The 26,054-nt window shown below is 60.7% G+C and carries 22 protein-coding genes; 21 read left to right on the top strand and 1 reads right to left on the bottom strand.

All coding sequences use genetic code 11. The annotated features are described in order from the left end of the window. The first annotated feature begins 87 nt into the window (after nucleotides 1-87). Nucleotides 88-810: a hypothetical protein gene (locus HMI57_RS13890; protein WP_171586596.1), complete on the top strand. Its 723-nt coding sequence runs from the start codon at nucleotides 88-90 to the stop codon at nucleotides 808-810. Further along, nucleotides 807-1,535 (top strand): hypothetical protein, encoded by a 729-nt coding sequence (locus HMI57_RS13885; protein ID WP_171586595.1) that lies wholly within the window; start codon nucleotides 807-809, stop codon nucleotides 1,533-1,535. Before HMI57_RS13890 ends, HMI57_RS13885 begins: the two co-directional genes overlap by 4 nt. A 36-nt stretch (nucleotides 1,536-1,571) precedes the next feature. Here the strand turns inward: HMI57_RS13885 and HMI57_RS13880 are convergent, their stop codons facing one another. Next, a complete protein-coding gene (locus HMI57_RS13880; protein ID WP_171586594.1) occupies nucleotides 1,572-2,192 on the bottom strand; it encodes a phosphatase PAP2 family protein in 621 nt (206 codons plus the stop codon). Between the two features lie 81 nt (nucleotides 2,193-2,273). On the opposite strand from HMI57_RS13880, the gene HMI57_RS19590 reads away from it, so the two are divergent. The 19 genes from HMI57_RS19590 (at nucleotide 2,274) to HMI57_RS13785 (ending at nucleotide 25,996) form a co-directional block, all read left to right on the top strand. Next, entirely contained in the window at nucleotides 2,274-2,870 is a 597-nt protein-coding gene (locus tag HMI57_RS19590) for a DUF6668 family protein (protein WP_171586593.1), read from the top strand. 39 nt (nucleotides 2,871-2,909) lie between these two features. Beyond that, nucleotides 2,910-3,206, top strand: coding sequence for a hypothetical protein (locus tag HMI57_RS13870; protein WP_051317570.1), 297 nt, complete (start codon nucleotides 2,910-2,912; stop codon nucleotides 3,204-3,206). Nucleotides 3,207-3,227: 21 nt separating this feature from the next. Further along, nucleotides 3,228-3,977, top strand: coding sequence for a hypothetical protein (locus HMI57_RS13865; protein ID WP_171586592.1), 750 nt, complete (start codon nucleotides 3,228-3,230; stop codon nucleotides 3,975-3,977). A 1-nt stretch (nucleotide 3,978) separates the two neighbouring features. Then, nucleotides 3,979-5,451 carry a hypothetical protein gene (locus HMI57_RS13860; protein ID WP_171586591.1) on the top strand — a complete coding sequence of 491 codons (1,473 nt, stop codon included), beginning with the start codon at nucleotides 3,979-3,981 and terminating at the stop codon, nucleotides 5,449-5,451. Beyond that, on the top strand, nucleotides 5,432-6,940 hold the full coding sequence (locus HMI57_RS13855; protein ID WP_171586590.1) for an SCO6880 family protein: 1,509 nt from the start codon (nucleotides 5,432-5,434) through the stop codon (nucleotides 6,938-6,940). The genes HMI57_RS13860 and HMI57_RS13855 overlap by 20 nt, the downstream gene beginning before the upstream one ends. Beyond that, complete coding sequence (locus HMI57_RS13850; protein ID WP_171586589.1) at nucleotides 6,941-8,533, top strand: DUF87 domain-containing protein; 1,593 nt, start codon at nucleotides 6,941-6,943, stop codon at nucleotides 8,531-8,533. It abuts the gene before it with no gap. After that, entirely contained in the window at nucleotides 8,530-9,087 is a 558-nt protein-coding gene (locus HMI57_RS13845) for a hypothetical protein (RefSeq protein WP_171586588.1), read from the top strand. Before HMI57_RS13850 ends, HMI57_RS13845 begins: the two co-directional genes overlap by 4 nt. Then, a complete protein-coding gene (locus HMI57_RS13840) occupies nucleotides 9,084-10,838 on the top strand; it encodes a TraM recognition domain-containing protein (RefSeq protein ID WP_171586587.1) in 1,755 nt (584 codons plus the stop codon). Before HMI57_RS13845 ends, HMI57_RS13840 begins: the two co-directional genes overlap by 4 nt. Next, nucleotides 10,835-11,272 carry a DUF4913 domain-containing protein gene (locus tag HMI57_RS13835; RefSeq protein WP_216607490.1) on the top strand — a complete coding sequence of 146 codons (438 nt, stop codon included), beginning with the start codon at nucleotides 10,835-10,837 and terminating at the stop codon, nucleotides 11,270-11,272. The genes HMI57_RS13840 and HMI57_RS13835 overlap by 4 nt, the downstream gene beginning before the upstream one ends. Before the next feature lie 1,006 nt (nucleotides 11,273-12,278). After that, the gene (locus tag HMI57_RS13830) at nucleotides 12,279-12,557 is read left to right on the top strand and encodes a hypothetical protein (protein WP_171586586.1); all 279 of its coding nucleotides are present in this window, start codon (nucleotides 12,279-12,281) and stop codon (nucleotides 12,555-12,557) included. 64 nt (nucleotides 12,558-12,621) lie between these two features. Beyond that, nucleotides 12,622-15,147 (top strand): heavy metal translocating P-type ATPase, encoded by a 2,526-nt coding sequence (locus tag HMI57_RS13825; protein WP_171586585.1) that lies wholly within the window; start codon nucleotides 12,622-12,624, stop codon nucleotides 15,145-15,147. Nucleotides 15,148-15,200: 53 nt separating this feature from the next. Next, entirely contained in the window at nucleotides 15,201-17,633 is a 2,433-nt protein-coding gene (locus HMI57_RS13820) for a phosphoketolase family protein (protein ID WP_171586584.1), read from the top strand. Between the two features lies 1 nt (nucleotide 17,634). Next, nucleotides 17,635-20,967 carry a beta-phosphoglucomutase family hydrolase gene (locus HMI57_RS13815; RefSeq protein WP_171586583.1) on the top strand — a complete coding sequence of 1,111 codons (3,333 nt, stop codon included), beginning with the start codon at nucleotides 17,635-17,637 and terminating at the stop codon, nucleotides 20,965-20,967. After that, nucleotides 20,964-22,028, top strand: coding sequence for a type II glyceraldehyde-3-phosphate dehydrogenase (locus tag HMI57_RS13810; RefSeq protein WP_171586582.1), 1,065 nt, complete (start codon nucleotides 20,964-20,966; stop codon nucleotides 22,026-22,028). Before HMI57_RS13815 ends, HMI57_RS13810 begins: the two co-directional genes overlap by 4 nt. After that, the gene (locus HMI57_RS13805; protein ID WP_171586581.1) at nucleotides 22,025-22,321 is read left to right on the top strand and encodes a DUF2933 domain-containing protein; all 297 of its coding nucleotides are present in this window, start codon (nucleotides 22,025-22,027) and stop codon (nucleotides 22,319-22,321) included. The genes HMI57_RS13810 and HMI57_RS13805 overlap by 4 nt, the downstream gene beginning before the upstream one ends. Beyond that, nucleotides 22,311-22,958, top strand: coding sequence for an isoprenylcysteine carboxylmethyltransferase family protein (locus HMI57_RS13800; protein WP_171586580.1), 648 nt, complete (start codon nucleotides 22,311-22,313; stop codon nucleotides 22,956-22,958). The genes HMI57_RS13805 and HMI57_RS13800 overlap by 11 nt, the downstream gene beginning before the upstream one ends. Then, nucleotides 22,955-23,851 (top strand): DMT family transporter, encoded by an 897-nt coding sequence (locus tag HMI57_RS13795; RefSeq protein WP_216607488.1) that lies wholly within the window; start codon nucleotides 22,955-22,957, stop codon nucleotides 23,849-23,851. Before HMI57_RS13800 ends, HMI57_RS13795 begins: the two co-directional genes overlap by 4 nt. Nucleotides 23,852-23,891: 40 nt before the next feature. Continuing rightward, on the top strand, nucleotides 23,892-25,280 hold the full coding sequence (locus HMI57_RS19165) for a carbon-nitrogen hydrolase family protein (protein ID WP_171586579.1): 1,389 nt from the start codon (nucleotides 23,892-23,894) through the stop codon (nucleotides 25,278-25,280). Nucleotides 25,281-25,480: 200 nt separating this feature from the next. Further along, entirely contained in the window at nucleotides 25,481-25,996 is a 516-nt protein-coding gene (locus tag HMI57_RS13785; protein ID WP_171586578.1) for an NUDIX domain-containing protein, read from the top strand. Nucleotides 25,997-26,054: the final 58 nt, after the last annotated feature.

Raw genomic sequence — 26,054 nt, 5'->3', positions numbered from 1 at the left:
TTTTTATCATAACGTGAATCTCGTGAATGCCTAGATGGTGGGTGGGTAGGCTGAAGCTGTCAGATCCCCGTCCGGAAGGCCCATGGCATGACCATCACCGCGCATGAGTTTCAGCGGTGGTCTGATGCCAAGATTCCTGGGCGAAGCGTGCGAGAGATCTCCCAGGCCACAGGACTCAAGTGGACCACCCTGCACCAGCAGATCGTGCGAGGGAAAGTATCTGAGGCAACGGTTGTCGCAATAGCGCGCGCCTATGAATTCTCTGCACTGGAGGAGTTGTCCTCCTTTGAGCAGTACACAGACCTTGCGCTAGGGACCAAGCCGCCAACGGACGCTGAACTGATTAGCCAAGTCCACTACCTGGATATCCTGCGAGAAGTTCTGGTCCGCGCCGATGAGTTGTTACCGTTCATGCCCGGTGATCTCAGGGCCTTCCCGCACACGGACTCGACGCGGGCATGGATAGACGCCATTGATCCTGGGGATCTGCGCACTGCCATGGCTACTCGGCTTGGTGTCACTACCTCGACCTTTTCCTCCAGGCTCAAAAGGACCCTGCCCGCCGACATTGCGATTGACGTCGCACGGTACGCAGGAGTGTCCTTAGCTAGCGGGCTCGTGGTCACTGGCCTACTTACTGAGCAGGAGGGTGACTGGCCGCCGGAGGCTCGCCTCAACGCATTACAAGCACAGAGTGATAGTGATCTTCTCTCCATTGCTACCCAGAAACTTGCCATACAAAATAGAAAGTACTGGGGTAAAACCCACGACCGGGACCAAGCGAAGGAGTATTGGGAGAACCTGGGATGACTGAACTAATCCCCATAGCCCTCCTTGCCCTGTGCCTCACTCTGGCTGCGCTTCGTGTCCCTGCGGCCTTGAAGGGTCAGAACCGAGCCACCCTAGCGACGTTTCTGCTGATCAGCGTCGTCCTGGCTCTGGCCATCCCGGCGGTTTACCTTCCCGTCGATGAAGCACTTGGTGGGGTCAACGCCGCCAACCTCATTTCACGGCTCACCCTGAACGTGGCTTTTATCCTCGTGGGGCTTCGTGTCGCTGATGCCCTCGCTTGCAAGCCGGTCCGCGACGTCATTACCGGGGCTTGGGGGCGTCGGGTTTTCCTCGGGACCTCTCTGGCCATGATTGTCATGTTCTGGGTCGCCGACGTGCCCGTGTCCTCCATGGGACTCAATTCCTATGCCGATCAATCCTGGGTGGAGCTATACCGGCTGGCCAGTCGCCTCTACCCGGCCTTCATCGCCATGCTTCTAGTGCCGTGGACGTTCAAAGCAGCACTAGATAGCTCAGCGCTTCCCGTCTTGCGCGTCGCTTCAACGTTATTCGCCACTGGGTTCGCACTGGTATCAGTTCTTCCAGCCCTCCTCCTGACGGACATTTGGATCAATGTTGAAGTGGCCGTCGATGCCACCGTCTACACGGCCCTGATACTCGTTGCCCTGGCACCGACCATTACGTGGGCATCAAAACGCCACTACGCCAAAAAAGAAAAGGCCCTCATCACCACGTCCCACTAGTGCAGCAGTCAGACCCGCCGGACTAGTGCAGCCTGATTACGGGGCTAATTGAGCGAAACCATAACCGATCAGCAATCCCACGGCTGCACCTGCGAGCACCTGGGCTACCGTGTGTGCTCCTAGATGGACTCGAGACCATCCCACTGAACCAGGTACGAGCATTGCAAGCAGGCACCAAGGGCCGAAGTAAAACACCATGGCCGCGGCAAAGAACACGGCGACCGCTGTGTGCGCGGAGAGTTTCCAACCCAGGTTGACCACTAACACCACGATGATTCCCAGCAAAACACTGACAATCATGGCCATCAACCCAGCCGGTGCGCCCATCGCGGAAAGAACCCATAATCCGACCAACACCGAAGCTATAGCTCCTCCCAGCACGGGTGCCCGCTGGGTACGCCGGCTGATGTGATGGTCCGTAAGCCTGCCCTTCCGAGTCAAAACCATGACCACCGCGAACGGCAGCACAGCAATAAAGAAAACCGCCACCAAGGCGAAAGGCAATCCGGCCATGAACCCATCAGGGATGAAACTGCTCACCAGAATCAGGGTGGCCACCAAAACGACTGGGGCGAAAATTTCACTGATAACCCGCGCCGGCCGGTCAAGAAAGCTCTGATGTTGTGACGTCGTTTCGGGAGAGGTCATATCCTCCATCCCATCCTGTCCAACTCTTGTAGCAACGATTAGCTAACTCACCTCAGGTACTCACTTAGTTCACAAAAGCTTGATATTGTGATGTTCGTGAGTAATCCTTGGATCGCTTCGATACACCCGACGTCTAGTAAACCAGACGTCATACCTACCCCTGCAGCTATGGTCCCACCCCTGACCGGTGCTGCAACACCCCAGAAGGGGATCCCTGAACCTGACGCAGCTGACCGGCTTCCTTGGCGGTACGTGTCCGGTTCTGCCACGTTATGGGTCGTGGGTGTGCATGGGGGAGCGGGAGAAAGCACGGTAACGCGCTTGATCGACGGGTCCCGCTCTACGCAGCACACCTGGCCAGCATTCGAGAATGCGGGGATGCCTCCCCGTGTTCTGCTGGTCTGCCGATCCAATATGAACGGGCTGGAATCAGCTCAGCGAGCACTCATTGAGTGGGCGGCTCCGAAAGCTCCGGAGGTGAATCTCCTGGGGCTGGCTGTCTTAGCTGACGCTCCGGGAAAGCTCCCGAAAGAATTGCGCGACTTTGAAACCATCGTCGCCGGGGGAGCACCACGCTCATGGCATCTGCCATGGGTAGACGCCTGGCGGACAGGCGACGTGTCACCAGAACAACTGCCACGCGAAACCCGCAAATTCGTTACCGAAATCAATTCGCTACTGCCCTAAACCAGGGCAGCAGCGACGCCTCTCATTGAAAGGTCCACCATGCTTCACTCAGCAGCTCTCAGCCTCCAAATCAAAGCTGTAGACGTACTAGCGACGATCCCTAACCCTGGTGGCGGCGAGGCCCCTCCCGGCTCCGAAGGGTTGCTCACGATCCTCAGTTGGGCCGCATGGATCGCCCTCGCCCTGGGCGTTCTTGGCGTCATCATCGCCGGTATCACAATGATGATCCAGGTCCGACGCGGCGAAGGCGGCGAAGGACTCTCCAAGCTCGGCTGGACCCTCGCTGGCTGTGTCGTGGTCGCCGGGGCTTCCGGACTCGTTACCGCGTTCGTCTAACCCCTGGTCAGGAGATCACCCATGAGTGACGTATCACCCGACGAGAACCACCGAAACCCTTTCACCCGGCCCGGCTTCATCATTTCCGCAGCGCTAGTGCTCGCGCTGATAGCGGCAGTGATCGTTATTGCTTTCATCCCTCGCGGAGGGGACGAACCAGACGCCGGTTTAACCGAACCAACCAGCACTGAAACAACCTCAGCCCCGTCAGCGACGGCCGCCGGGGCTGAGGAAAGTATCTGCGGGCTACCAGCAAGCGAGGACACAGCCCTTGGCGCTGCGCCCGAAAGTGACTGGGAACTACTCGGAACTATGGCTGTTCCAGAAGCTCCCGATACCGCCGGGCCGGGCGTAGTTGACGAGAGCGGGATCCGTACCTGCTTTGCCCAGACGCCGACAGGTGCCCTGTACGCCGCCTCTAATATCTTCGCCACCATGATTGCCGGCGATCCAGTGGATCTCTATGAAAAGTTGGTGGCAGATAGCGAAGCACGAGATGAAGCACTCGAAGCGCTAACCGCAGAAGTTCAAAACTCCCCGGGCACTAACGACGAGTCTTTCCAGATTCAAGGTTTCCAGCTCGACCGTTACTCAGAAACCAACGCAACGGTCACACTCGCTTTCCAAGTTGAGAACGGGTCGGTGGGGTCAATAACCCTGCCGTTGGTTTGGGGACAAGGAGATTGGAAGCTCCTTATTGAACAGAGCGGGGCCCCAGAACCACGGCAGCTCAACGATCTATCAGACTTCATTTCATGGAGCGGGATCTGAGATGGAAGAAGAGTGCGCATGGTGGGACGGGCCCTGCAAGCTTCGTGAGGGCGTCGGTGATTTTGTCGGCGGAGCAGTTGGCGGAGCGATTGAAGATCTCGCGGCGGCTATCTCCGATGCAATGGCGCAGATCGTCCTAACGCTGGCTACCTTTTGGGTGGACATGCCAACCAGCAATCTCACCATGGCCGATGGCAGTGCCTCACCTACCGTCGCTTTCCTACAAAGTGGTCTTTGGTACTGGACCGCTGCCCTAGCCGTTCTCGGTGTCATCGTCGGTGGTACCCGCATAGTCTGGGAACAGCGTGGTTCACACGTTCGTGAGCTGGTCCGCTCGCTGCTGACTTTGACCCTTGTTTCAGGCATGGGTTTGGCCGTGATCGCGTTCCTCATCATTGCCTCGGACGGCTTCTCGTCGTGGATTATCGACCAGGCCACAGATGGGGACGGTTTCGCTAACGCTATTCAAGGAATGTTGATCACCGGGCAAGCAGATACCGCCATTTTCATGGTGATCATCTTGGGTCTGATCGGGATCGTCACTTCGATAGTACAAATCGTTTTGATGGTCGTCCGGAGCGGAATGCTCGTGGTGTTGGCCGGGATCTTGCCGACTACAGCAGCTTTCACCAATACCGAAATGGGCAAGCAGTGGTTCCAGAAAACCATTGCCTGGACTCTTGCTTTCATCCTCTACAAACCTGCTGCGGCCATTGTGTACGCGGTAGCTTTCCGCCTAGTCAGCGGCGGCGAAATGTCCGGTTTTACGGGCATTTTGAACTCCATTACCGGCCTCGCGCTGATGGTAGTCGCGTTGTTCGCCCTACCAGCTTTGCTGCGGTTCGTGACTCCCATGGTGGGAGCGGTCGCTAGCGGCGGCGGTGGCGGCATGGCGGCGGGAGCGGGTGCAGCGGCCATGGCCGCTATGCCTTCCGGCGCTAGATCACTGGGTGCAGCAGGACGTGGGAGCGGCAGTGCTTCTCCCACCCCAGCTAGCAGCAGTTCAGGCGGCGGTTCTGGCAGCGGTGGCGGGGGCGGTGGCAGCAAGTCCTCTCCCTCGGGCAGCTCGACCTCGGGTAACAGTTCCGGTGGAGCTGCGCCTACTCCTGGAGCAACCGGCGGCGGTAAAGCCGGTAGCGCAACCGGGGGCGTCCCAGCTCTGGCAGCAGCAGCCTCTAGCGGCGCAAATAAAGCAGCCGGCGGTGGAGGCGGCGCTCCAGCATCTAGCGGGGGCAGCAGCGGTTCCCCAGCTGGTGGTCCTTCCGGGGGCGGTGCAGCCGCTAGCGGCGGTGGGGCGGCAGTCGGTGGCGGCGCTTCCGGTGCAGCAGCGGGCGCGAGGGTTGGCGCTGCGGCAGGCCCGGCGGGTGCGGCTGCCGGTGCGGCGGTCGCACCCGCGTCCAAGGGCGTACAGGCAGTAAAACAGGTGTCAGAGGAAGCAGCAGGGGATGGTCCAAGTGGCAGCAACAGTCAGTGATTACAAGCAACCGACCTACGGAAACTGGCGGGTTCCCCGCTCAGCCGGGCTAGGGAACTTCGGTGCTATCGGCACTGGCCTGATCCTTGTCGGCCTGGTTTTTGGCATCATTTCCTTCGCTATCTGGAACCTCTTTGTCGGCCTCGGCGTGATGGGCGTCTTTGGCATCGGCCTGCTCTTGCTCACCATCAAGGACAAGCACGGCATGACAGTGGTAGACCGGGCTGGCGGTCGGGCGGCGTTCAAACGCTCCCGCCGCAAGGGTACAAACCTTTACCGTTCCGGGCCTCTCGGCGTCACCGCATGGGGCATGTTCCAACTGCCCGGCATTGCCGCGAAGTCGCGGCTGTACGAGTTTCAGGACTCCTACAATCGCCCATTCGCCATGCTCCATATGCCGACCACCAGCCACTACACAGTGATCTTTTCCACCGAACCGGACGGCGCTTCACTGGTCGATCCTGAACAGGTAGACGCCTGGGTGTCGAACTGGGGCGGCTGGATCTCCGCGTTGGGTGATGAGGCCGGCATTGAAGCGGCCTCCGTGACCATTGAGACGGCCCCCGATTCGGGGTACCGGCTGCGCAATGAAGTCGAAATGAACATTGACGAGAACGCGCCAGAGATTGCCAAAGAAATGCTGCGCGAGGTCATCCGAACCTACCCGGAAGGCTCCGCCACGGTTCGGGCGTGGATCACTCTCACCTTCAACGCCAACATGCGCTCCGGTTCTCGGAAACGCGAACCTGAGGAAGTCGCCAAAGATCTCGCCTCACGCCTCCCTGGACTGTCTCAGCGACTCCAATCCACCGGCGCAGGCATTGCCCGGCCCATGGCTGCACAGGAACTCTGCGAGGTCGTCCGGGTCGCCTACGATCCTCCCGCCGCCCTGGTCATTGACGAGGCTCACGCAGCCGGGCACCCGGTAGAACTCACCTGGGACGAGGTCGGCCCCTCTGGTGCACAAACAAACTGGGACAGCTACCGCCACGAAGGCGCTTACTCGGCGTCGTGGACGATGACGTGTGCCCCGCGTGGATCTGTCCACGCCGACGTGCTCTCTAAACTCCTGGCCCCGCATGGTGATGTGGACCGTAAACGAGTGACCCTGCTCTACCGTCCAATGGACTCAGCGCGCGCCGCGCAGCTGGTCGAACGCGATCAGAACAATGCCAACGTTCGCATTACCTCCGGGAACCGGCCCTCAGCTCGTGCCCTAGTCGATGCCCGGTCAGCTGCTCAAACCGCGTCGGAAGAAGCCCAAGGGGCCGGGCTGGTGAACTTCGGCCTGGTCGTCACGGCCACGGTCAACGGTCAGGACCGGCTACCGGATGCGGTGGCCGCGATTGAACAAACCTCCGGTGCAGCGCGGCTGCTGTTGCGCCGTGCTTACGGAAGCCAAGATACGGCGTTCGCTGCGTCCCTGCCGATTGGGTTGGTACTGCCTAAGCACGTCCTGTTGCCCTCAGAAATCAGGGAGGCGCTCTAAATGGCGCGCATGAAGGTCCAAAAAAGCAGAACCCACACGGCCCCAGTAGAGCCGAAAACAAAGAAGGAAAAGAAACCCACGGTCATCCGGGAAAAGATACCCGGCGCTCGTGGTTGGCGTGGCCGTGGCGGCGGCGCTGCGGCCCTGGTTCCCTCGGTACGCGAGTACCGGGGGACCACCGTGCAGGTCTGCGGGCTGTGGCCGTTCTCATCAGGCACGTCCTCACCCATGATCGGTGTCCCGATCGGGCGGCATGAAGAAACCCAGGCCACGGTCTGCTGCGATCCGATCAGCTGGTTCCAGCGGGCCGGACTGATCTCTAACCCATCAGCGTTCATCCTCGGCAAGCCGGGGCTGGGGAAGTCCACGCTGGTCCGCCGGATGATGCTCGGCCTCGCCGGACAGGGCACTAACCCCTTGGTTCTCGGGGATTTGAAGGGCGAACACGTTGACCTGGTGAAAGCTGCCGGCGGGCAAGTAATCTCTCTCGGCCGAGGCCGCGGATACTTGAACATCCTCGACCCCGGGCAAGCTATTGAAGTCGCGCAGCTCCTCGAAGGCCAAGGCCACGAGGAAGCTGCCGTGCGGGTCCGGGCTGACGCTCACGGGCGGCGCCTCAACATGGTCGTCGCGCTCATTACGATCAGCCGGAATCAGCCGCCGACCGATCAGGAACAAACAATTCTCGACCGTGGATTGCGGTGGCTCGATGAGCACTTTGAAGGTGTCCCGATTCTGGGGGATCTGCTCGAAGTCATCCAAACTGGGCCGGATGAGCTGCGCCAAGTCGCTCTCGACCGTGGCGACTGGGAGGTTTACCAGGCTGAAACGCGGGCGCTGGAAGCAACCCTGCTAGGCCTCACCGGTGGCGGCAAGCTCGGCGAGATCTTCTCCCAGCACACCACTAACCCAATGCAGCGTGACCGGGCTGTGGTGTTCGATGTGTCCTCCATCGACGAAACAGAAACGGATCTCCAAGCCGCTGTGCTGCTGGCGTGCTGGTCCTACGGCTTCGGTACCGTCAACGTCGCGAACGCTCTCGCGGACGCAGGCTTGGAGCCGTGCCGTCACTACTTCGTGGTTCTGGATGAGCTGTGGCGGGCGCTGCGGGCCGGTAAAGGCATGGTGGACCGGGTAGACGCACTCACCCGCTTGAACCGCTCTGTCGGTGTGGGACAAGTGATGATCTCCCACACCATGAGCGACCTGCTGGCCCTGCCTGCGGAAGAAGATCGGATGAAAGCCCAAGGGTTCGTGGAGCGCTCGGGCATGGTCATCTGTGGTGGCTTACCCGCCTCAGAAATGGCGTTGCTAACCAAAGCGATTCCACTCTCCCGGCAAGAACAGCAGAAACTCGTGTCCTGGCAAGACCCGCCCGCGTGGGACTCACGCGGCATCGACGTTGAACCGCCCGGGCGGGGAAAGTTCCTCATTAAAGTAGGTGGACGTCCCGGCATCCCCGTCCACATTGGACTGACGAAAACTGAGGCACTGCTCAACGACACGAATAAGCGCTGGCATGACGCACCAGAGGGCGAATCCCTCATGGCAGCACCATCAGTAGCCCCACCAACAGCAGGAGAACCAGCATGAAATCCCCATCCTTCGGAAGATTCGTCTACACGGGTCTCTTAGTGATTGTGGTGGGACTAGGAGCTGCGCTCATGCGAAAGCTCTACGGCAGGAGAATCACCATGCCCCCAAACAAACCAAATAAGGTGCGCGTCAGGATCCAGTATCTATCCTTCGGCGCTTATGTAGCCGGGTTTGCCGCGTTCATACCTTCCGGGCTCTCACAGTTCTTTGTGCATGTCTGTGGAAAAGAAGGGGAGGCACTGGTCTCAGAAACAATCGGAGAGGAAGTCCCCTACACAATCATTGGCCTCTACTTCGCGCTTGCGATCTTGGGGTGTATAGGTTTCTGGCTAGCGGCAGATCAGAAGATCCGCAAAGAAGATCTTGGTGTTGTTGGCACCGTTAGCCTCTTGCTCCTCTTTCTGCCGTCGATAATCATCTACGTTCCCCCGATTCCCGCTATTGGTATCAGTGCTGCCGCTGCAGGTGCGCTCTACCTGCACGCCTTCTTGAACAATGGAAAAACCTTCACACCTACAAAGGAAGTCTCACCGTCAGGGGATTCGGTATGAGTGCACCGAACCGTAAAGGTACGTCTGGGAGCTATACCGAGGGCATTCTTTTGTTCTCGGTCATGGGCCTGGCTGCTGCGCTACTGGGTGGTGCGTGGGTGTCCGCTCACTTGGGATCGTCCATAGCCGGTATCGCTGCGCCGCCGGCTCATCCGATAGAGCTGTTAGCCAGCCTTTTCAAGCAGGAGATCCCCTGGCCAGTACAGGCAACGTTTATCGCTGTGGGTATTGGTGTGCTCGTGGTGATCCTCGGCGTGATGGTGGCTTTGCTGGCGACTCGTTCCGGGAAGAACAAGACTCGGGTTGATAAAGCTGCCGTTCACATGGGCCGAGGCAAGGATCTGAACCACTTGTCCACTAAAGGCGCGAAAGCTACCGCTGATCGGCTCGGAGTCGTCGATTCTGTTGGCGTCCCGCTGGGGCGCACAGTGGCCGGGAAACGGCCTATGTGGGCGTCCTGGGAGGACATGCTGATTCTTATTGCTGGGCCTCGGACGATGAAAACCACGTCCTACGCTGTACCGGCGATTTTGGAGGCACCTGGTGCTGTCATAGCAACGTCAAATAAGCGAGACATTGTTGATGTGACTCGCTCGTTGCGGAGTGCAGTTGGCGACGTGTGGGTGTTCGATCCTCAGGGTGTTGCTGAGGAACAACCGACCTGGTGGTGGAATCCACTGAGCTACGTCAAAGATGAAGCGACCGCCGCGAAACTGGCAACCCACTTCTCTGCTGGATCTCGGGAGCCAGGCGCTAAACCAGATGCCTACTTCGATACTGCTGGCCGGAACCTGCTTAAGGCGTACCTGCTGGCCGCTGCGCTGGATGAAAAGCCGATTACACAGGTTTACACTTGGCTGACCAAACAAGCCGATGACCGGCCCGCCCATATTCTGCGGGAGCATGACTACGAAATGCTCTCCGATACGGTGGTAGCCCGGCTGCGGGAGCCGGAAAAGCAGCGTGCCGGTGTGTTCGGGACGGCTTTGGAAATGGTTTCGTCCCTCACTGACCGCAACGTTGGAAGGTGGATCACGCCGGGGCCTGGTCCGCGACGTCCTGAGTTTGAACCCGATATGTTCGTCCGTGGCAGCGGCACCCTCTACAGCCTTTCCCGTGAAGGGGAAGGCACTGCTGGGCCGCTGGTGACCGCTCTGACAGTGGCAGTGGTGGAAGCGGCAGAAGCCTATGCAACCTCTCAGCCTGGGGGGCGGCTAAAGAGGCCTCTGCTCGGTGTTCTCGATGAAGCGGCGAACGTCTGCCGGTGGAAGAACCTGCCCGACCAGTACAGCCACTACGGTTCCCGTGGAATTATCCTCATGACCATTTTGCAGTCCTGGTCACAGGGTGTGGAGGTCTGGAACGTGGAAGGGATGCGCAAACTCTGGTCGGCGTCGAACGTGAAGATATACGGCGGCGGTGTCTCCGAAGTCCAGTACCTTGATGAGCTGTCCCGGCTGATCGGACAGTACAGCTATATCAACGTTTCGCGCAGCTCGGGGAAGTCCGGGCGCTCCAGCTCTCGGCAGGAGAACAAGGACGAAATTCTCTCTGTGGCGGATCTGACTTCGTTGCCGCGTTTCCGGGCGGTGCTGTTGGCCTCGGGCGCCCCGGCCACAATGATTGAAACCATTCCCTGGATGAACGGGCATCATGCTGAGAAGGTCAACGCCTCGCTGGCCTCTCACGGCCAGGTGGAGCGCGGCCCAGTGGCTCCGCCGGTTCTCAATGAGGGAGACAAAGACTCGTGAGTGAGTTCGGCAGTGAGTTCGATGATGGTTTCGGCGGTGACCCTGAGGTCGATGAAGAAAGGCCGGCTACCGACGATGAACCGGCGGAACTGGTTTATGCGAACCCGCTGGAGTTCTTCACCGATGTCCTCGGCCCGTCCTACGTCCGTGAGGTCAACGGCGGCTCTGAGTTCGTGTGGTGCCCTCAGTGGTACAAACACGTTGAAGCGCTCTCTCGCGTCGAAACCATCTGGCGGGCTTGGGAATACCTGCGCATTGAAGGAGCACTAGGGCTGAGCGCTTGGTGGCTGAACCACGCTGATCCTCATATGAGGATGCTCATGGCCCCAAACGGGCCTTTCAAGAAGTGCATCTATGACGGCCATACCCCACGAGATCGCCCCGAACTCCTTTGCCTGCCGCACGCACACCCGGATAGGGACCTATTTTCATAGCCACACGGGAAAATACTTGCGGTCTTTAGCTGACATGAACTTTGGGGATGCCGTCGGGCAATCGACCGCAACCGGTTTTACTTCGACCGGGTCTCACCTTTGGTCGGGGAAGCGAGATATCCGGAGACGTATCGAGATCCTTAGCCTGAAACTCTCTCGTTCCGCCGAGGCCTGAGCTTCACGTTCGGCCCGACCATCGCCAAAAATGGCCCGCATCGCGAAGTAGAAGATAACCCCGATAGCCACCGAAGGCAAAAGTACCGCTATATATGAGCGCGCTCGTTCGGTGCTCGGAACAGTAATCGGCTGCTTAGCGAGATTTTATCTCCTAGCTGATCGTGCCCTGCTGTGCTCACATCCGTGATGGCACGCACCGTAGGCGTCGGTCCTAACGACGATCCGAATAGGTCTGTTCCTTCATCCATTCAATCGGTCCTGACGGTAGTCGATGAGAAAAGCCACTGATCCTAGGACCGCAATAATTCCTAGGGAGACCAGAGCTGCGAGCCAGGGGTTCATCTAACAGATTGCCTATCCATTGCTGAGGGTGAAGCAGCGACAGTGCAACCGCGGCGATAGCGCTAGCGAGTCAAGCCGCCGTTGGGCTGGGACCACTCCTCCAAGCGGCGCGTCCGGGGGGCATTCGCAGACAGTTCATCTAAAGGAGCGCCAGCGGACAAATGGATGGAGGTCCCGGGTGTTCGTTGACGCTTGGATTTGGCAGACCGGGTCGATCCTCATCCGGACGTTAATGCGTTGACTGTACATGTCATACCTGTAAGTTCCCGGACAAGTCACCCCTCCATAACAGGGCCCTGCGCTCGGTATTGATCTGGCTGATTCGTCCACGGTGATCGGCCACGAGGTGACGCTCTAGCGGGAGCTCAGATGTGGAGTGTGTGCCGGGACCAAAGACACTGTTGCTGTGACACACGCAAGACCATAGTGGAGGTGCGAGGAGATTGAATCCTTCTACCAAGCAGGTCGATATCGAGGAGGAGTGGCCATGATGTATTGGAACGGTGACATGGGGCTGTGGGGCTACATCCTGATGGGATCCACTTTCGTGCTCTTCTGGGGGGCTGTCATCACCGGCATCGTTTTGTTCTCGCGCTCCGTTGGTGATTCCGTCGGACGTAGCGGACAACTGACCGTGTCGCGGACGGCTGATGATGTGCTGGCCGAGCGGTTTGCTGCCGGTGAAATTGACGAAGCCGAGTATCGCAGCCGGATTGCTGTTCTGCAGGGCCGAGTCGGGCCCCTGAACGTGGGCTCCCGATCCTGATCCTTACATCTGAGCTTCGCCACAGGAACGATCATCTGTCGAATGCGCGAAAGGAACACGCGGCATGAATGAGAAGACACAAACTGCGGTCATGGAGGTGGCGGGTGTCCATTGGGCCTCGTCGAAGTCGGTGGCGGAAGCGACCCTGTCCCGCCGGCCGGGTGTGCTGAGTGTGGAAGTGAATCCGGTCTCACAGACCGCGAACGTTACCTTTGACCCCGGCCTGACTTCCATTGCTCATCTGACCGAGTGGGTGCGCGACTGCGGCTACCACTGCTCGGGCCAATCAGTGCCGGACCACGTTTGTGACCCGATGCATGACGGAGGCTCTAGCACGCCGGAACATGCTCACCACGGTGCGACCGGAAACCACCACGCCCAGGAAGACCATCCAGGTGGTGGGCAGACCGCGCTGAAGGAATCAGCGATGCCGGGCCATACCAATTCCGAGACCCATGTTGGCCATGCTGGTGCTGAAACTCATGCCGGTCACGGCGAGCCCGTGGCCCGGGATGCGCAGGAAGTCATGGGCCACGGCGGTCACGGCGGCCACGGAATGTCGATGGAATCGATGATCCGCGATATGCGCAACCGGTTCCTGATCGCGGCCATCCTCTCGGTACCGATCACACTGTTCTCCCCCATCGGCCGCGAGGTTCTCGGGTTCACTGTTCCGGCCCCATTTGGGCTGCGCGACGACATCGTCGCCCTGATCCTGTCCTTGCCGGTGATCTTTTACTCTGCAGGAATTTTCTTCGACGGCGCTTACCGGGCGTTAAAGGCCCGAACACTGGACATGATGGTCCTGGTTGCTGTCGGCGTGGGAGCCGGTTGGCTTTACAGTCTTGTTGTCACTCTGGCTGGCGGCGGTGAGGTTTTCTACGAAGCCGCCACCGTGCTGGCCACCTTCGTCCTGCTGGGTCATTGGTTCGAGATGCGGGCACGTGGCGGGGCCAATGACGCTGTCCGGACCCTGCTTGAGCTTGCTCCCTCCAAGGCAATGGTCATCCGGGACGGGGAGCCTGTTGAGGTGCCTACCGCTGAGGTCATGCCGGGAGACCTGATGCTGGTGCGACCGGGATCGAAGATCCCCACCGATGGAGTGGTGGAGAACGGCGAGTCTGACATCGATGAGTCCATGGTCACCGGTGAGAGTCTGCCTGTCGCTAAGTCTGCGGGCTCGAACGTGATCGGTGCCTCCGTGAACACCACCGGCACACTGCGTGTTCGGGCCACCAAAGTCGGTGCCGATACTGCGCTGGCGCAAATCGTCGCCCTCGTGCAGGAAGCCCAGAACTCCAAAGCACCCGGTCAGCGCCTAGCGGACCGGGCGGCATTCTGGCTGGTCCTGGTTGCCCTGATTGGGGGCAGCGCAACATTCTTGGCCTGGTGGTTGGCTGGTGCCAGTGTTGCGCAAGCCATCCTCTTCGCGATCACCGTCGTTGTCATCACCTGCCCCGACGCTTTGGGATTGGCCACTCCGACGGCAATCATGGTCGGCACCGGCCTCGGCGCTAAACGCGGTGTCCTGTTCAAGAACGCGACTGCTTTGGAAACCGCCGCCCGTATCGACACGGTGGTGATAGATAAGACCGGCACCCTAACCAAGGGTGAACCGGAAGTTACGGACTTCATTGCCCTCGGCATGGACAAGAACGAGCTACTGGCTTTGGTCGCCGCCGTCGAACGGGAATCCGAGCATCCCTTGGCCGGTGCGGTCGTCAATTATGCAGTAGCCCGCGGGGTGGCGTCAAAAACTGCGACCGCCTTCCGGAATGTGCCCGGACACGGTGCTGGGGCGACCGTTGATGGCCGGCAAGTTTTTGTTGGCAACCGCAAACTCATGGTCACCGAAGGCATCGATATCGCACCGGTGGCCGAACAGCGCGAAACTCTCGCCTCCACGGGCCGTACGGCGGTCCTGGTGGCCGTGGACGGCAAGGCCGTCGGCGTCATCGCCCTGGCCGACGCCGCACGCGAAACTGCTGCCCCCGCCGTGGCCGCCATGCATGAAGCTGGCATCGAGGTAGTAATGCTCACCGGCGACAACGAGGCGACCGCGAAACGTATCGCCGCACAGCTCGGCATCGACACCGTCATTGCGGAAGTGCTGCCCGAGGATAAGTCCGCGAAGGTAGCCGAGCTGCAGAAGGCTGGCAAACGGGTTGCGATGGTTGGTGACGGCGTCAATGACGCCCCTGCGCTGGCGCAGGCCGATCTGGGCATCGCCATCGGTGCCGGCACCGATGTGGCCATCGAAACCGCTGACGTCGTGCTGATGCGCTCGGATCCGCTGGACGTCCCTATCGCGTTGCGTATCGGTAAGGGCACTGTGCGCAAAATGCGCCAGAACCTCAGCTGGGCCATCGGTTACAACGTTATTGCCCTGCCGATAGCTGCCGGAGTTTTCTACCCCGCTTTCGGGATCATGCTCAGCCCGGAGATCGCCGCGATCTCGATGTCAGGCTCCAGCGTCATCGTGGCCGTCAATGCTTTGCTACTCAAGCGTCTTCGGCTACCCGAGCCCGGGGAGATGACCGGCAGCGCGAAGAAAGCCGAGGCGGTTCCGGAGCCAAGCGGCGTCCGATAAAACACCGCAGCACTTCGCATCCCCATCCTCATGCCTTGAAAGGTAGAAGACCTATGAACGACTACCACCCAACTGCCACGCTGGAACCCGTCCTCAACCTTGAGCAGCTCGACCGCATTCACGCTTGGTGGCGGGCGGCTAACTATCTTTCCGTCGGGCAGATCTATCTGATGGATAACCCGTTGCTGCGTGAGCCGCTGCTGCCTGAGCACATCAAGCCGAGATTGCTTGGCCACTGGGGAACAACTCCTGGGCTGAATTTCATCTACGCGCATCTGAGTCGGGCCATCATGGAACGGGATCTAGACATGATGTACATCATGGGACCTGGTCATGGTGGGCCGGGTCCGGTGGCAGCTGCTTGGCTGGAAGGCACCTACAGCGACACTTACCCGGACATTTCCCAGGACCTCCCCGGCATGAAACGGTTGTTCCGCCAGTTCTCCTTCCCCGGCGGTATTCCCAGCCATGTGGCACCACAGACACCGGGCTCTATCCACGAAGGCGGGGAGCTCGGATACGCTCTCTCCCACGCCTACGGCGCAGCATTCGATAACCCGGACCTCATCGTGGCGGCCGTGATCGGCGACGGGGAAGCAGAAACGGGTCCGTTGGCCGCTAGCTGGCATTCAAATAAGTTTGTTGACCCGGTCCGGGATGGCACTGTGCTGCCGATCCTGCACCTGAATGGCTTCAAAATCGCCAACCCAACCGTCCTGGACCGGATCGACCGGGACGAACTGGACGATCTGTTGCGCGGTTATGGCCATACCCCGTATTACGTGGCAGGCTCCGACCCTGAACAGATGCATCAGGACTTCGCCGCGACCCTGGATACCTGCCTGAACGAAATCCGGGAGATCAAGCGCCGGGCCCGCGAGGAGGGAGTGACAGAACGGCCCCGCTGGCCGATGATCGTCCTACGCTCTCCCAAGGGCTGGACGGGACCGGCGGAGGTCGATGGACTAAAGGTTGAGGGGAGTTGGCGTTCGCACCAAGTGCCCTTCACTCATGCCCGCGAGAACGACAGCCATCGGGCCGTACTCGAGCAATGGTTGCGCAGCTACCGCCCGGAAGAACTTTTCGACGAGACCGGAGCACCCGTGCCGGCCATTAGCGGGCTGCATCCGATGGGGGAGCGGCGCATGAGCGCCAACCCGCACGCAAACGGAGGGCTGTTGCTGCGCGACCTGCGCATGCCGGCCTTCGCCGACTATGCGGTCTCGGTCGCGGAGCCCGGTACCGGGGCAGTGGAATCCACCCGGGTCCTTGGCACGTTCCTGCGGGACGTCATGGCATCGAATATGGACAACTTCCGGGTGTTCGCCCCCGATGAGAACAACTCCAACCGTCTGGGAGCAGTACTGGAAGCGACCGACCGGGCCTGGAACGCCCAAACCGTTCCGGAGGATGACCATCTCGCCCGCGACGGACGGGTCATGGAAATCCTTTCCGAACACACCTGCCAGGGCTGGCTGGAAGGCTACCTGCTGTCCGGTCGGCACGGTTTCTTCTCCTGCTACGAGGCGTTCGTTCACATCGTTGACTCCATGTTCAATCAGCATGCCAAGTGGCTCACCACCACCAACGACATCCCGTGGCGCAAGCCGGTCGCCTCCCTGAACTACCTGCTGACCTCCCATGTGTGGCGGCAGGACAATAACGGATTTTCCCACCAGGACCCCGGCTTCATTGACCATGTGATCAACAAAAAGGCCGACGTCATCCGCGTCTACCTGCCACCGGACGCGAACACACTTCTGTCCGTCGCCGACCACTGCCTGCGTAGCCGCCAGTATGTCAATGTCATCGTCGCCGGCAAGCAGCCCCAACTGCAGTATCTGGACATGGATTCCGCCATCGAGCACTGCATCAAAGGCATCGGCATCTGGGATTGGGCCAGCACCGACACAGATACCGAACCGGACATTGTGATGGGCTGCGCCGGGGACGTTCCGACGATGGAAACCCTCGCCGCCGTCGACATACTGCGCGCCCGCTTTCCCGACCTGAAGATTCGGGTCGTGAATGTTGTCGACCTGATGCGCCTGCAGGACGAGACAGAGCACTCCCATGGCCTGTCGGGGCGGGACTTCGATGCCCTGTTCACGACCGACAAGCCCGTACTCTTCGCCTACCACGGCTACCCGTGGCTCATACACCGGCTCACTTATAGGCGCACGAACCACCACAACTTCCACGTCCGCGGTTACAAGGAGGAAGGAACCACGACCACCCCGTTCGACATGTGTGTACTCAACGGTATCGATCGGTTCAGCCTAGCTATTGATGCCATCGACCACATTCCGCGGTTGAAGGACATTGCAGCGCATACGCGCGATGAACTCAAAAACAAGCTCATCGAGCACCGCCAGTACATCCGCACCCACGGCGAAGACATGCCTGAAATCAGGAACTGGCAGTGGTCTGGGGCTCCGGGTCCTACCAACAAGCTGTCGAACGAACCGCTTCAGGAACCTGTCTAGCATGAGCCAGGTCAGTCACGTCGGCGACCTGCGTGCACATCATCAGGCCGTGCACGGCACCGCACTGCCCTACGGCGCGGTTTTGTTCGACATGGACGGAGTGGTCACACAGACGGCCAGTGTGCACGCGGCAGCCTGGAAGCAGCTTTTTGATGAGGTTCTTCAGGATTCTCGGCTGGAAGGGCGTTGGGGGACGGAGCCATTCGACGAGGATGCGGATTATCGGCGCTATGTCGACGGCCGCCAACGTGAGGACGGGGTGGCCGCGTTCCTTGCCTCGCGAGGCATCGAAATTCCTGGCGGAAAGTCGGACGACGGGCCTGATGAATGGTCGGTTCAGGGCCTTGGCGCCCGTAAGAACCAGTTATTCCTCGAAGCCGTCCACCGTAACGGGATCACTGCCTACCCGGGAACCATTGCACTGCTTAAGCGCCTGCGCGCAGGAGGTATCCCGGTCGGTCTCGTCACCGCCAGCCGTAATTCCCGTGCCATGCTCAAGGCTGCCGGGCTTGAGGCCGAGTTTGATGTGATCATCGACGGGCAGGTCGCCGCGGACAAGAATCTGCCCGGCAAACCTGATCCCTCAATGTTCCTCGAGGCCGCCCGCCAGCTCGGCGTACCACCTCAGCGTGCTGCCGTGGTCGAAGACGCGGTAGCCGGTGTGCAGGCCGGACGCCGCGGAGACTTCGCACTGGTGGTCGGCATCGACCGGACGGGAAATCGGGAACAACTCGAACTCGCCGGTGCTGACACCGTCCTCGGCGATGTCTCGGAGCTCGATCTCGGCGCCTCCCACACCGATCCGTGGCTCATGGTTTACGAAGGCTTCGATTCGGCGCACGAGGGGCATCGCGAGGCGTTGACGGCCCTGGGAAACGGGTACATGGCAACGCGCGGAGCCCGCCCGGAGCGCGGATCCGACGGAGTGCATTACCCCGGTGCCTACCTCGCCGGGGTCTACAACCGGGCGGTCGGCATCAGCCACGGCCGGGAGTTGGAAGAAGAACATCTGGTCAACGTTCCCAGCTGGTTGCCGACCGATGTGCGCATCGGCGTCGGCCCGTGGTGGTCAACCGGGGAAATGGCCGTTTCGGATGAGCGAAGCGAGCTCGATCTTAAGCACGGCGTATTGACGCGCCGCGCCACGTTGACAGGGCTGGACGGGGAACAGCTCACCGTCGTTCAACGGCGGCTGGTTTCGATGCACAATCCCCACGTGGCTGCGCTGGAGACGATCCTGACGGCCCGCGGTTTCAGCGGTGCGGTAAGCATCCGGGCGGGCATCGATGCAAGCGTGGTGAACAGCAACGTCCACAACTACGCAAGCACGCAACATCTTGCGGATACGACATTCACCGAGACGGACAGCGCTACGGTCCTCTGCCAGACACGAACCAGCCAGAGCCGGATCGGCATTGCCCTCGCCGTCCAGACCGTGATCGATGAGGTTTCGGCAGTGACGCCGCAGGACGCCGGTGGCGGCGGTCAGCATTGGCAGCGGTTCGACCTTCATTTGATCGACGGGCAGCCGGTCACGATGGTCAAGACCGCGGCCGTGGTGACTTCCCGGGACGGTGCCATCTCCTCTCCCGGGACCGCAGCTCTTGACGAGCTTTCCCGCAATGACGGCGGGTTCGCCGCACTACTAAGGGACCATGAGGCGGCCTGGCGGCGCCTGTGGGACCGGTTCAGTGTCACTTTGGACGGTGACCGGCAGTCCCAGCTGATCGTGAACCTGCATGTCTTCCACCTGCTGCAGACAATTTCCGCCCATACCGCCGCTCTGGACGTAGGAGTACCGGCCAGGGGGCTGCACGGCGAGGGCTACCGAGGGCACGTCTTCTGGGACGAAGTGTTCGTCTTTCCCGTCATCGGGCTCCGGCTCCCGCAGGTCAGCGGTGCCTTGCTGGAGTACCGGTGGCGCAGGCTGGATGCTGCCCGGGCCGCCGCCCGCGCTCAAGGCCTCGACGGGGCGCTCTTCCCGTGGCAGAGCGGCAGCGACGGACGGGAGGAGACACCGCGCCAGCTCTACAACGCCCGCTCAGCCCGGTGGATGCCGGATTACTCCAGCTGCCAGCGCCACGTCGGACTTGCCGTCGCGTACAACGCCTGGCAGCACTTCCAGGCTACGGGCGACCGCGACTGGCTGGTGGCCCGCGGCGCGGAACTGATTATCGAAGTCACCAGGATGTTCGCCTCACTGGCGAACCGGGATCCGTCCACAGACCGTTACCACATCACCGGGGTGATGGGGCCCGATGAGTACCACGACGGATATCCGGGAGCATCCGGGACCGGTCTGCGAGATAACGCCTACACCAACGTGCTGGTGTCCTGGCTGTGCGACCGCGCCGCCGATGTACTGAATGAACTAACCGGTCATCCTGGTGATGACCTCGCGGACCGGTTGGGCCTCACCGTAGAGGAGATCAGCCGGTGGTCCCGGCTTGCAGACCGACTCGCGATCCCCTTTCACGCCGACGGAATTGTGAGCCAGTTCGACGGCTACGAAGACCTTCTGGAACTGGACTGGCCCCGCTACCGGGCGCAGTACGGCAACATCGGTCGGCTGGATCTGATCCTCGAAGCCGAAAATGATACGACGAACCGATACAAGTTGGCCAAGCAGGCGGACGTTCTGATGCTGGTCTACCTGTTGGGACCCGCCGACGTCATCAACCAACTACACCGGCTCGGCTACCAGATCACCGAACAAGATCTGGAGCGCACAGTCCAGTACTACCTTTGCCGCACCGCCGACGGTTCCACACTCAGCCGCGTCGTGCATGCCTCCGTACTGTCCCGGGTGGACGAAACCCGGGCCTGGTCCGTTTTCCGTGAAGCCCTGATGGCTGATCTTGACGATACCCAGGGCGGTACTACACGCGAGGGGATCCACCTGGGAGCGATGTCTGGAACAGTCGACATCGTGCTCCGGGCCTTTGCTGGGCTGCGAACGGAAGCGAACGCGCTGACCTTTTCTCCCCGGCTGCCCGCCCACCTGGGCAAGATCAAATTCCAGGTGCAATACCGCGGCCACCGAATCGACGTGACGCTCAATGCGGAAACCCTGTCGATCCGGCTGCAGCCGTGCAGCGCCCGCCCTATCCATATCGGCATCCGCACTGGCACTGGCACTGGCACTGGCACATCTTCCGGCACCGGCACTCTCGGTACCGATACCGATACCGGCGGCATCACAGGACAGCATGCTCAGCTCGCAGGCGGGGAAGAAGTGACGTTTTCCTTGACGCCGCGCGGACCCGGAATGTCGGGTCCGCGTCCAAGCATGACGGACACAACACAATCGCGAATGGGAAGAGAATTCCAATGAGTAGAACCAGAGTGGCAGTCAACGGATACGGTGTCATCGGCAAACGGGTAGCGGACGCGGTCCTGTTGCAGCCCGATATGGAACTGGTCGGTGTCGCCGATGTCATCACCGACTGGCGGATTCAGGCCGCAGCGGGGCGCTTCGCCCTGTACGCGGCAACTGACGAGGCGCACGAAGCCATGGGACGGGCTGGTCTTGCTGTGGCAGGAGATCTGGACGATTTGCTCGCTCTGGTGGACGTCATCATCGACGCAACACCCAAGCATGTTGCAGCCGGGAACCTTCCCCGGTACCAGGCCGCCGGTGTGAAGGTGGTGCTACAGGGCGGAGAGTCCCATGAAACGACAGGGCATTCTTTTGTCGCACAGGCCAACTATGAAAGCGCTTTGGGCCGGAACATGACTCGGGTGGTGTCGTGTAATACGACGAGCATCGTCCGCGTGCTCGGCGCTTTGCAGGACGCAGGGCTTTTACTCAAGGCAAGAGGGGTGCTCATTCGCCGCGCCACCGATCCTTGGGAGTCCCATTTGGGCGGCATCATGAACACCATGGTGCCGGAACCGAAAATTCCGTCCCATCAGGGCCCCGACGCCCGGACAGTACTGCCCGATCTCGACCTCGTCACGATCGCGGCCAAAGGCGCCCATACTCAATCCCATAACCATTACTGGGTCCTCCAACTCACCCGCACAGCCAGCAGGGAAGAAGTCGTCCAGGCCCTGCGAGCTGCGCCGCGCATCGCCTTCATCCGGATGGCCGACGGCCTGGTCGCCCTGAACTCGACCATCGAGCTGATGAAGGACATTGGCCGGCCGCGCGGGGACATGTGGGAGGTAGCCCTTTGGGAGGAACTCATCACCGTCGAAGGAGACGAGGCCTACCTGACATATCAGGTCTACAACGAGGCCATCGTTGTGCCTGAAACCATCGACGCCATCCGCGCCCTGACCGGGAGTGCCCCAGACGCGGTGGCCTCAATGCAGATAACAGACACAACCTTGGGTATGCGGCAAGATTTTCTTCTAGACGCCGCACCCTCCCTAGCAGGAGGACTGTCATGAACCATGACGGGCACCCAGCCACCTACGAGCCGGGGACCCGGCCTCCCATCCAGCCTGTCCAGGCCGACAGGGCCCTCTATCTGCGCGTCGGGCTCACCGTCCTGATTATCATCACCGTGATCTACCTGCTGACCAGTCACTGGCTGCATGTGCTGGACGCGCTGCCCTACGTGCTCGTGGTGGGGATGCTGGTGATGCACCTCGGCGGTCACGGCGGTCACGGCGGCAGTCACGGCGGTCATGGCAGCAGTCACGATGAAACTGCCGGACAGAGGTTGGGCAATGACACCTGATTACGGGTACAACATGTGGTTCTTGGTTATCTTGAACTCCGCAATTTTCATCATTTTTGCGTTCAGTTTCGTTAAACCGAGAACGAGACTGGACTGGCGGGCCTTGGGCGGGTTTTCCGCTTTCGTAATTGCCCTGTTCACGGAGATGTACGGCTTCCCCCTAACCATCTACTTCCTCTCCGGCTGGCTGGGCAGCCAATTCCCAGGCCTGGACCTCCTGACCCACAATTCCGGACACCTGTGGCAGGACCTCTTCGGTTGGCAGGGCGACCCTCACCTGAACCCCCTGCATCTGCTGAGTAACGTGCTCATCGCGGCCGGTTTCATCCTGCTTTACCAGGCATGGCGGGTCCTTTATGCGGCACAGACCGATCACCGCCTGGCTGTCACCGGCATCTACGCCCGCCTGCGCCACCCGCAGTACCTGGGATTCCTGACGATCATGTTCGGTTTCCTGCTGCAGTGGCCTACCCTCCTGACCCTAGTCATGTTTCCCATCCTGGGAATCGTCTACCATCGCCTTGCCCAGCGCGAGGAAAAAGAGATGTCCGCCGAATTTGGAGAAGAGTACGCCGATTATGCGAGAGAGGTTCCTGCCTTCATCCCGAAGCGCCGGAACAAACGCCCCGTATCTTGAGCGAGTCCGCGCCGTCCACGCAGTTGCGCCGACCCAATCCGCTGCGCATGCTCCTCATCACGTTCGCCTGGGGCTCCTGCTTCCTGGCAATCAGCATTGGACTGAAGGACGCTCCGCTGCTGTGGTTCGCCGCGTTGCGCGCGCTGATAGCAGGCGCGGCGCTCCTATTGGTGGCAGGTCTCAGGCGGGAGGCAATGCCGCGCGGAGCGCGGACCTGGACTTTGATCATTGTGATGGCAGTTATCAACGTCTCAGTAGCGTTCGTCGCCATGTTCGGTGGACTGATCGGCTTATCGACCGGAGCGGCCTCGGTGCTGGCCAATGCTCAGCCGCTGTTCATAGTGCTCCCGGCCTGGTGGATATACAAGGAACGCGTCTCTATGCGGACGCTGGCCGCACTAGGAGTAGGCTTCACTGGGCTATTGGCCGTGGCCGTGCCCAGCGGTGCGGGTACCGGGGCCTGGCTGTCTATCACCGCGGCTCTGGCCATCACTGCCGGAACGTTGATCTCGAGGCAGATAAAGGCAAATGTTCTGCCGGTGATTGGGTGGCATTTCCTGATCGGGGGCGCCATACTCGCCCTCATTGCAGGGCTGGTGGAAGGGGCGCCAGTCATCAACTGGAGCGCGCGTTTCATCGGCATCCTCCTGTATCTATCCCTTGTGGGAACTGCTGCGGCATTCCTTGGTTGGTTTACGGAGGTGCGGCATTGCCGCCTGGACGCGGTCTCGGCCTGGACTCTTCTTGTGCCGGTATTCGGAATCCTGTTGTCAATACTCGTATTAGGGGAGCGGCAGACCTCTTGGGGCATTGCCGGAATGATGTTGGTGATCGTGTCCATGCTTGTTCTCGAACTGCCGGGGCGAAAGCGCATTACGAAGGAACTTGCATAACTCTGCGGATGAACCATCGGGCTGCACGAAAGGAGGCATGATGGACAAGCAAAATTGTGATGCCGGAGCAATCAGTGCTACCGGCCGCACCCTCTTTCCGACTGTCGTATCCGGAACGGACAACGCAACTGGCACTTCCCCCTGCGTGGCCCGGCCGTTGCCGCTGTCTTTGCGTGTTGCGTCCATCCAGGCGGCCATCGCGGCCGAAACCGAACCGCTGGTCACCCTCACACATTTACTGCAGCTATGCCGGGACGAGCACAGGGTGTTGCAGGAGCGGATGCAGGATCCAGACTGCCGTGCCAGGGCAGTGCTGATCGCAACGGGTGTCCGATCGACGCTGCCACCCGTACTGACTGAACTCGAACTAGGCCCGGAGGTACGCAGCGCACTTGCGGCGGCGCTGACCGACGGTGATGACCTTCCCGCCGTAGCGGTGGCGCGCCTGCTGGCGGAATTGTTGGATGAGCGCTACTGCCACAGCTTCCGGGAATCCTTCCGCCACCGCAGCCCTTATCAGCCGGGTGTAGGCGACCCTATCCCGCTCGACAGTCCCGATCTGAGGGAAGTGACCGCGATGCCGGCGACCTCCCCTCCGTGGCGGCTGGCCAACCGTTTGGATGAGACACGTCACGTCCGGCTTGCCGGGGAATGGGCCACGCAATTCCAGGTCATCTTCGACTACAGCCTCGCCACCGAGCTCACCGGAATCCTCGACCCCGGAACCATCGTGGCAACCTGCCATCCCAACCGCACTCTGGCTGATTTCCACTTCCCGGCGGACAGCCACGGGCGGGCCTTCCCGATCCGTCCGAAGAATGAAGACAAACAACATCAGGAAATAGACCGACTAATCAGCGCGGCCGTCACATCCGGTGCGAGCATCGTCGTGCTTCCCGAGTTGTGCGTCACCGAGTCATTGGCCGCCCGGTTGCAGGACTGGACGTGCCGAACCGGAGGGCTAAAGATGCTGGTCGCCGGCAGTTACCATCACGACGACGAGCACGACGGGTCGTCGCGCAGACGTAACACAGCCATCGCCTACCTCCGCGGCGCCCCTGCCCCGCTAACCCAGGACAAGCATTCCCCCGCCGACCGGCCAGTCAACGAAGACATCCAGCCAGAAGGCTGGCCTCAGCTACACATCCACGTCAGCAACGATGGGTGGCACGTGGCAATGGCAATTTGCCGGGACCTGCTCAATCCTCACGCCGTGCACGCCCTGACCGAGGCCGGCGCCAATCTCCTGCTGGTCCCGGCAATGAGCGATACCCTCGTCGCCTTTGGCGGCCCGGTTGCGAACCTTGTAGGGACCTGTCAAGCCATTGTGGCGGTAGCCAACAACCCTGCCGATTTCTCCGATGCACCGAACAGACGGTCCGGCGTCCCGCCCGGGCACTATTCGGGCACCCAGGTTTCGGCCAGCTGACACGACTGATACAGCCGGCCGGGGGAGCTCCAGGGGCGGCGCTACTACGGGTACGGTCCGGGCAGCTGCAATGGCTGGACATCGATGCTACCCAATCGAAGCCGAGCCTCAACAGAACGCCAGTGCTACCGCCTTGGGCGAATCGGTTGGCCCGGCTGACCGAACAGGAGCGTCCTCGACTAAACAGGCAGCCATTAAAGGTGACGCTGAGGGCGGCAGCGGTACTTGTGGTGCTCACAGACACCCCCCACGGTCCGGCGGCGCTGATTACTGAACGCGCGCCCGACCTAACGCACTACCCGGGGCAGCTGGTCTTTCCAGGTGGTGCCGCCGACGCCGGCGACCAGAATGCAGTCGCCACTGCGCTGCGCGAGGCCTGCGAGGAAACAGGATTAGATTCGGGCAGCGTACACATCCTGGGCAGGCTGCCCGCCATCGCCCTTCCTGAGAGCGGTTTCCTGCTCACGCCCGTTCTCGCATGGTCGGCGAAACCCCTATTCACCGGGACACTCAACATGGCCGAAGTTACTCGCCTCATCACACTTCCGCTGTCCCCGGGAGAGGGCATAAAACAATGGACAGCGGAACCGGCATCTGAGACAGGGATTTCAGCGAACGACCGGGCTGCCGCGCCCGGAGCTATCAGTCAAACGATCCTTGAACTGCTGAGGGGCATGCTCTTGGGCACAGGGGAGACACGGATCAGTGAGGACTAAATAGAAAAATATCTGCAAGCCCCGGATCTTTTCCGTTCACCCCGACGTGAATCCCTCT

This window comes from Arthrobacter sp. 260, assembly GCF_013116745.1.
Classification (GTDB): Bacteria; Actinomycetota; Actinomycetes; order Actinomycetales; family Micrococcaceae; genus Arthrobacter_D.
Note: the sequence above shows the minus strand (reverse complement) of the source record. Positions and strands in the feature narration are given on the sequence as shown.

Coding starts and splice junctions, on each gene's coding strand:
- HMI57_RS13820 (WP_171586584.1), top strand. CDS start 15,201: ATGAACGACTACCACCCAACTGCCACGCTGGAACCCGTCCTCAACCTT.
- HMI57_RS13880 (WP_171586594.1), bottom strand. CDS start 2,192: ATGGAGGATATGACCTCTCCCGAAACGACGTCACAACATCAGAGCTTT.
- HMI57_RS13805 (WP_171586581.1), top strand. CDS start 22,025: ATGAACCATGACGGGCACCCAGCCACCTACGAGCCGGGGACCCGGCCT.
- HMI57_RS13860 (WP_171586591.1), top strand. CDS start 3,979: ATGGAAGAAGAGTGCGCATGGTGGGACGGGCCCTGCAAGCTTCGTGAG.
- HMI57_RS13870 (WP_051317570.1), top strand. CDS start 2,910: ATGCTTCACTCAGCAGCTCTCAGCCTCCAAATCAAAGCTGTAGACGTA.
- HMI57_RS13815 (WP_171586583.1), top strand. CDS start 17,635: ATGAGCCAGGTCAGTCACGTCGGCGACCTGCGTGCACATCATCAGGCC.
- HMI57_RS13890 (WP_171586596.1), top strand. CDS start 88: ATGACCATCACCGCGCATGAGTTTCAGCGGTGGTCTGATGCCAAGATT.
- HMI57_RS19590 (WP_171586593.1), top strand. CDS start 2,274: ATGTTCGTGAGTAATCCTTGGATCGCTTCGATACACCCGACGTCTAGT.
- HMI57_RS13865 (WP_171586592.1), top strand. CDS start 3,228: ATGAGTGACGTATCACCCGACGAGAACCACCGAAACCCTTTCACCCGG.
- HMI57_RS13850 (WP_171586589.1), top strand. CDS start 6,941: ATGGCGCGCATGAAGGTCCAAAAAAGCAGAACCCACACGGCCCCAGTA.
- HMI57_RS13840 (WP_171586587.1), top strand. CDS start 9,084: ATGAGTGCACCGAACCGTAAAGGTACGTCTGGGAGCTATACCGAGGGC.
- HMI57_RS13800 (WP_171586580.1), top strand. CDS start 22,311: ATGACACCTGATTACGGGTACAACATGTGGTTCTTGGTTATCTTGAAC.
- HMI57_RS19165 (WP_171586579.1), top strand. CDS start 23,892: ATGGACAAGCAAAATTGTGATGCCGGAGCAATCAGTGCTACCGGCCGC.
- HMI57_RS13810 (WP_171586582.1), top strand. CDS start 20,964: ATGAGTAGAACCAGAGTGGCAGTCAACGGATACGGTGTCATCGGCAAA.
- HMI57_RS13830 (WP_171586586.1), top strand. CDS start 12,279: ATGATGTATTGGAACGGTGACATGGGGCTGTGGGGCTACATCCTGATG.
- HMI57_RS13825 (WP_171586585.1), top strand. CDS start 12,622: ATGAATGAGAAGACACAAACTGCGGTCATGGAGGTGGCGGGTGTCCAT.
- HMI57_RS13845 (WP_171586588.1), top strand. CDS start 8,530: ATGAAATCCCCATCCTTCGGAAGATTCGTCTACACGGGTCTCTTAGTG.
- HMI57_RS13885 (WP_171586595.1), top strand. CDS start 807: ATGACTGAACTAATCCCCATAGCCCTCCTTGCCCTGTGCCTCACTCTG.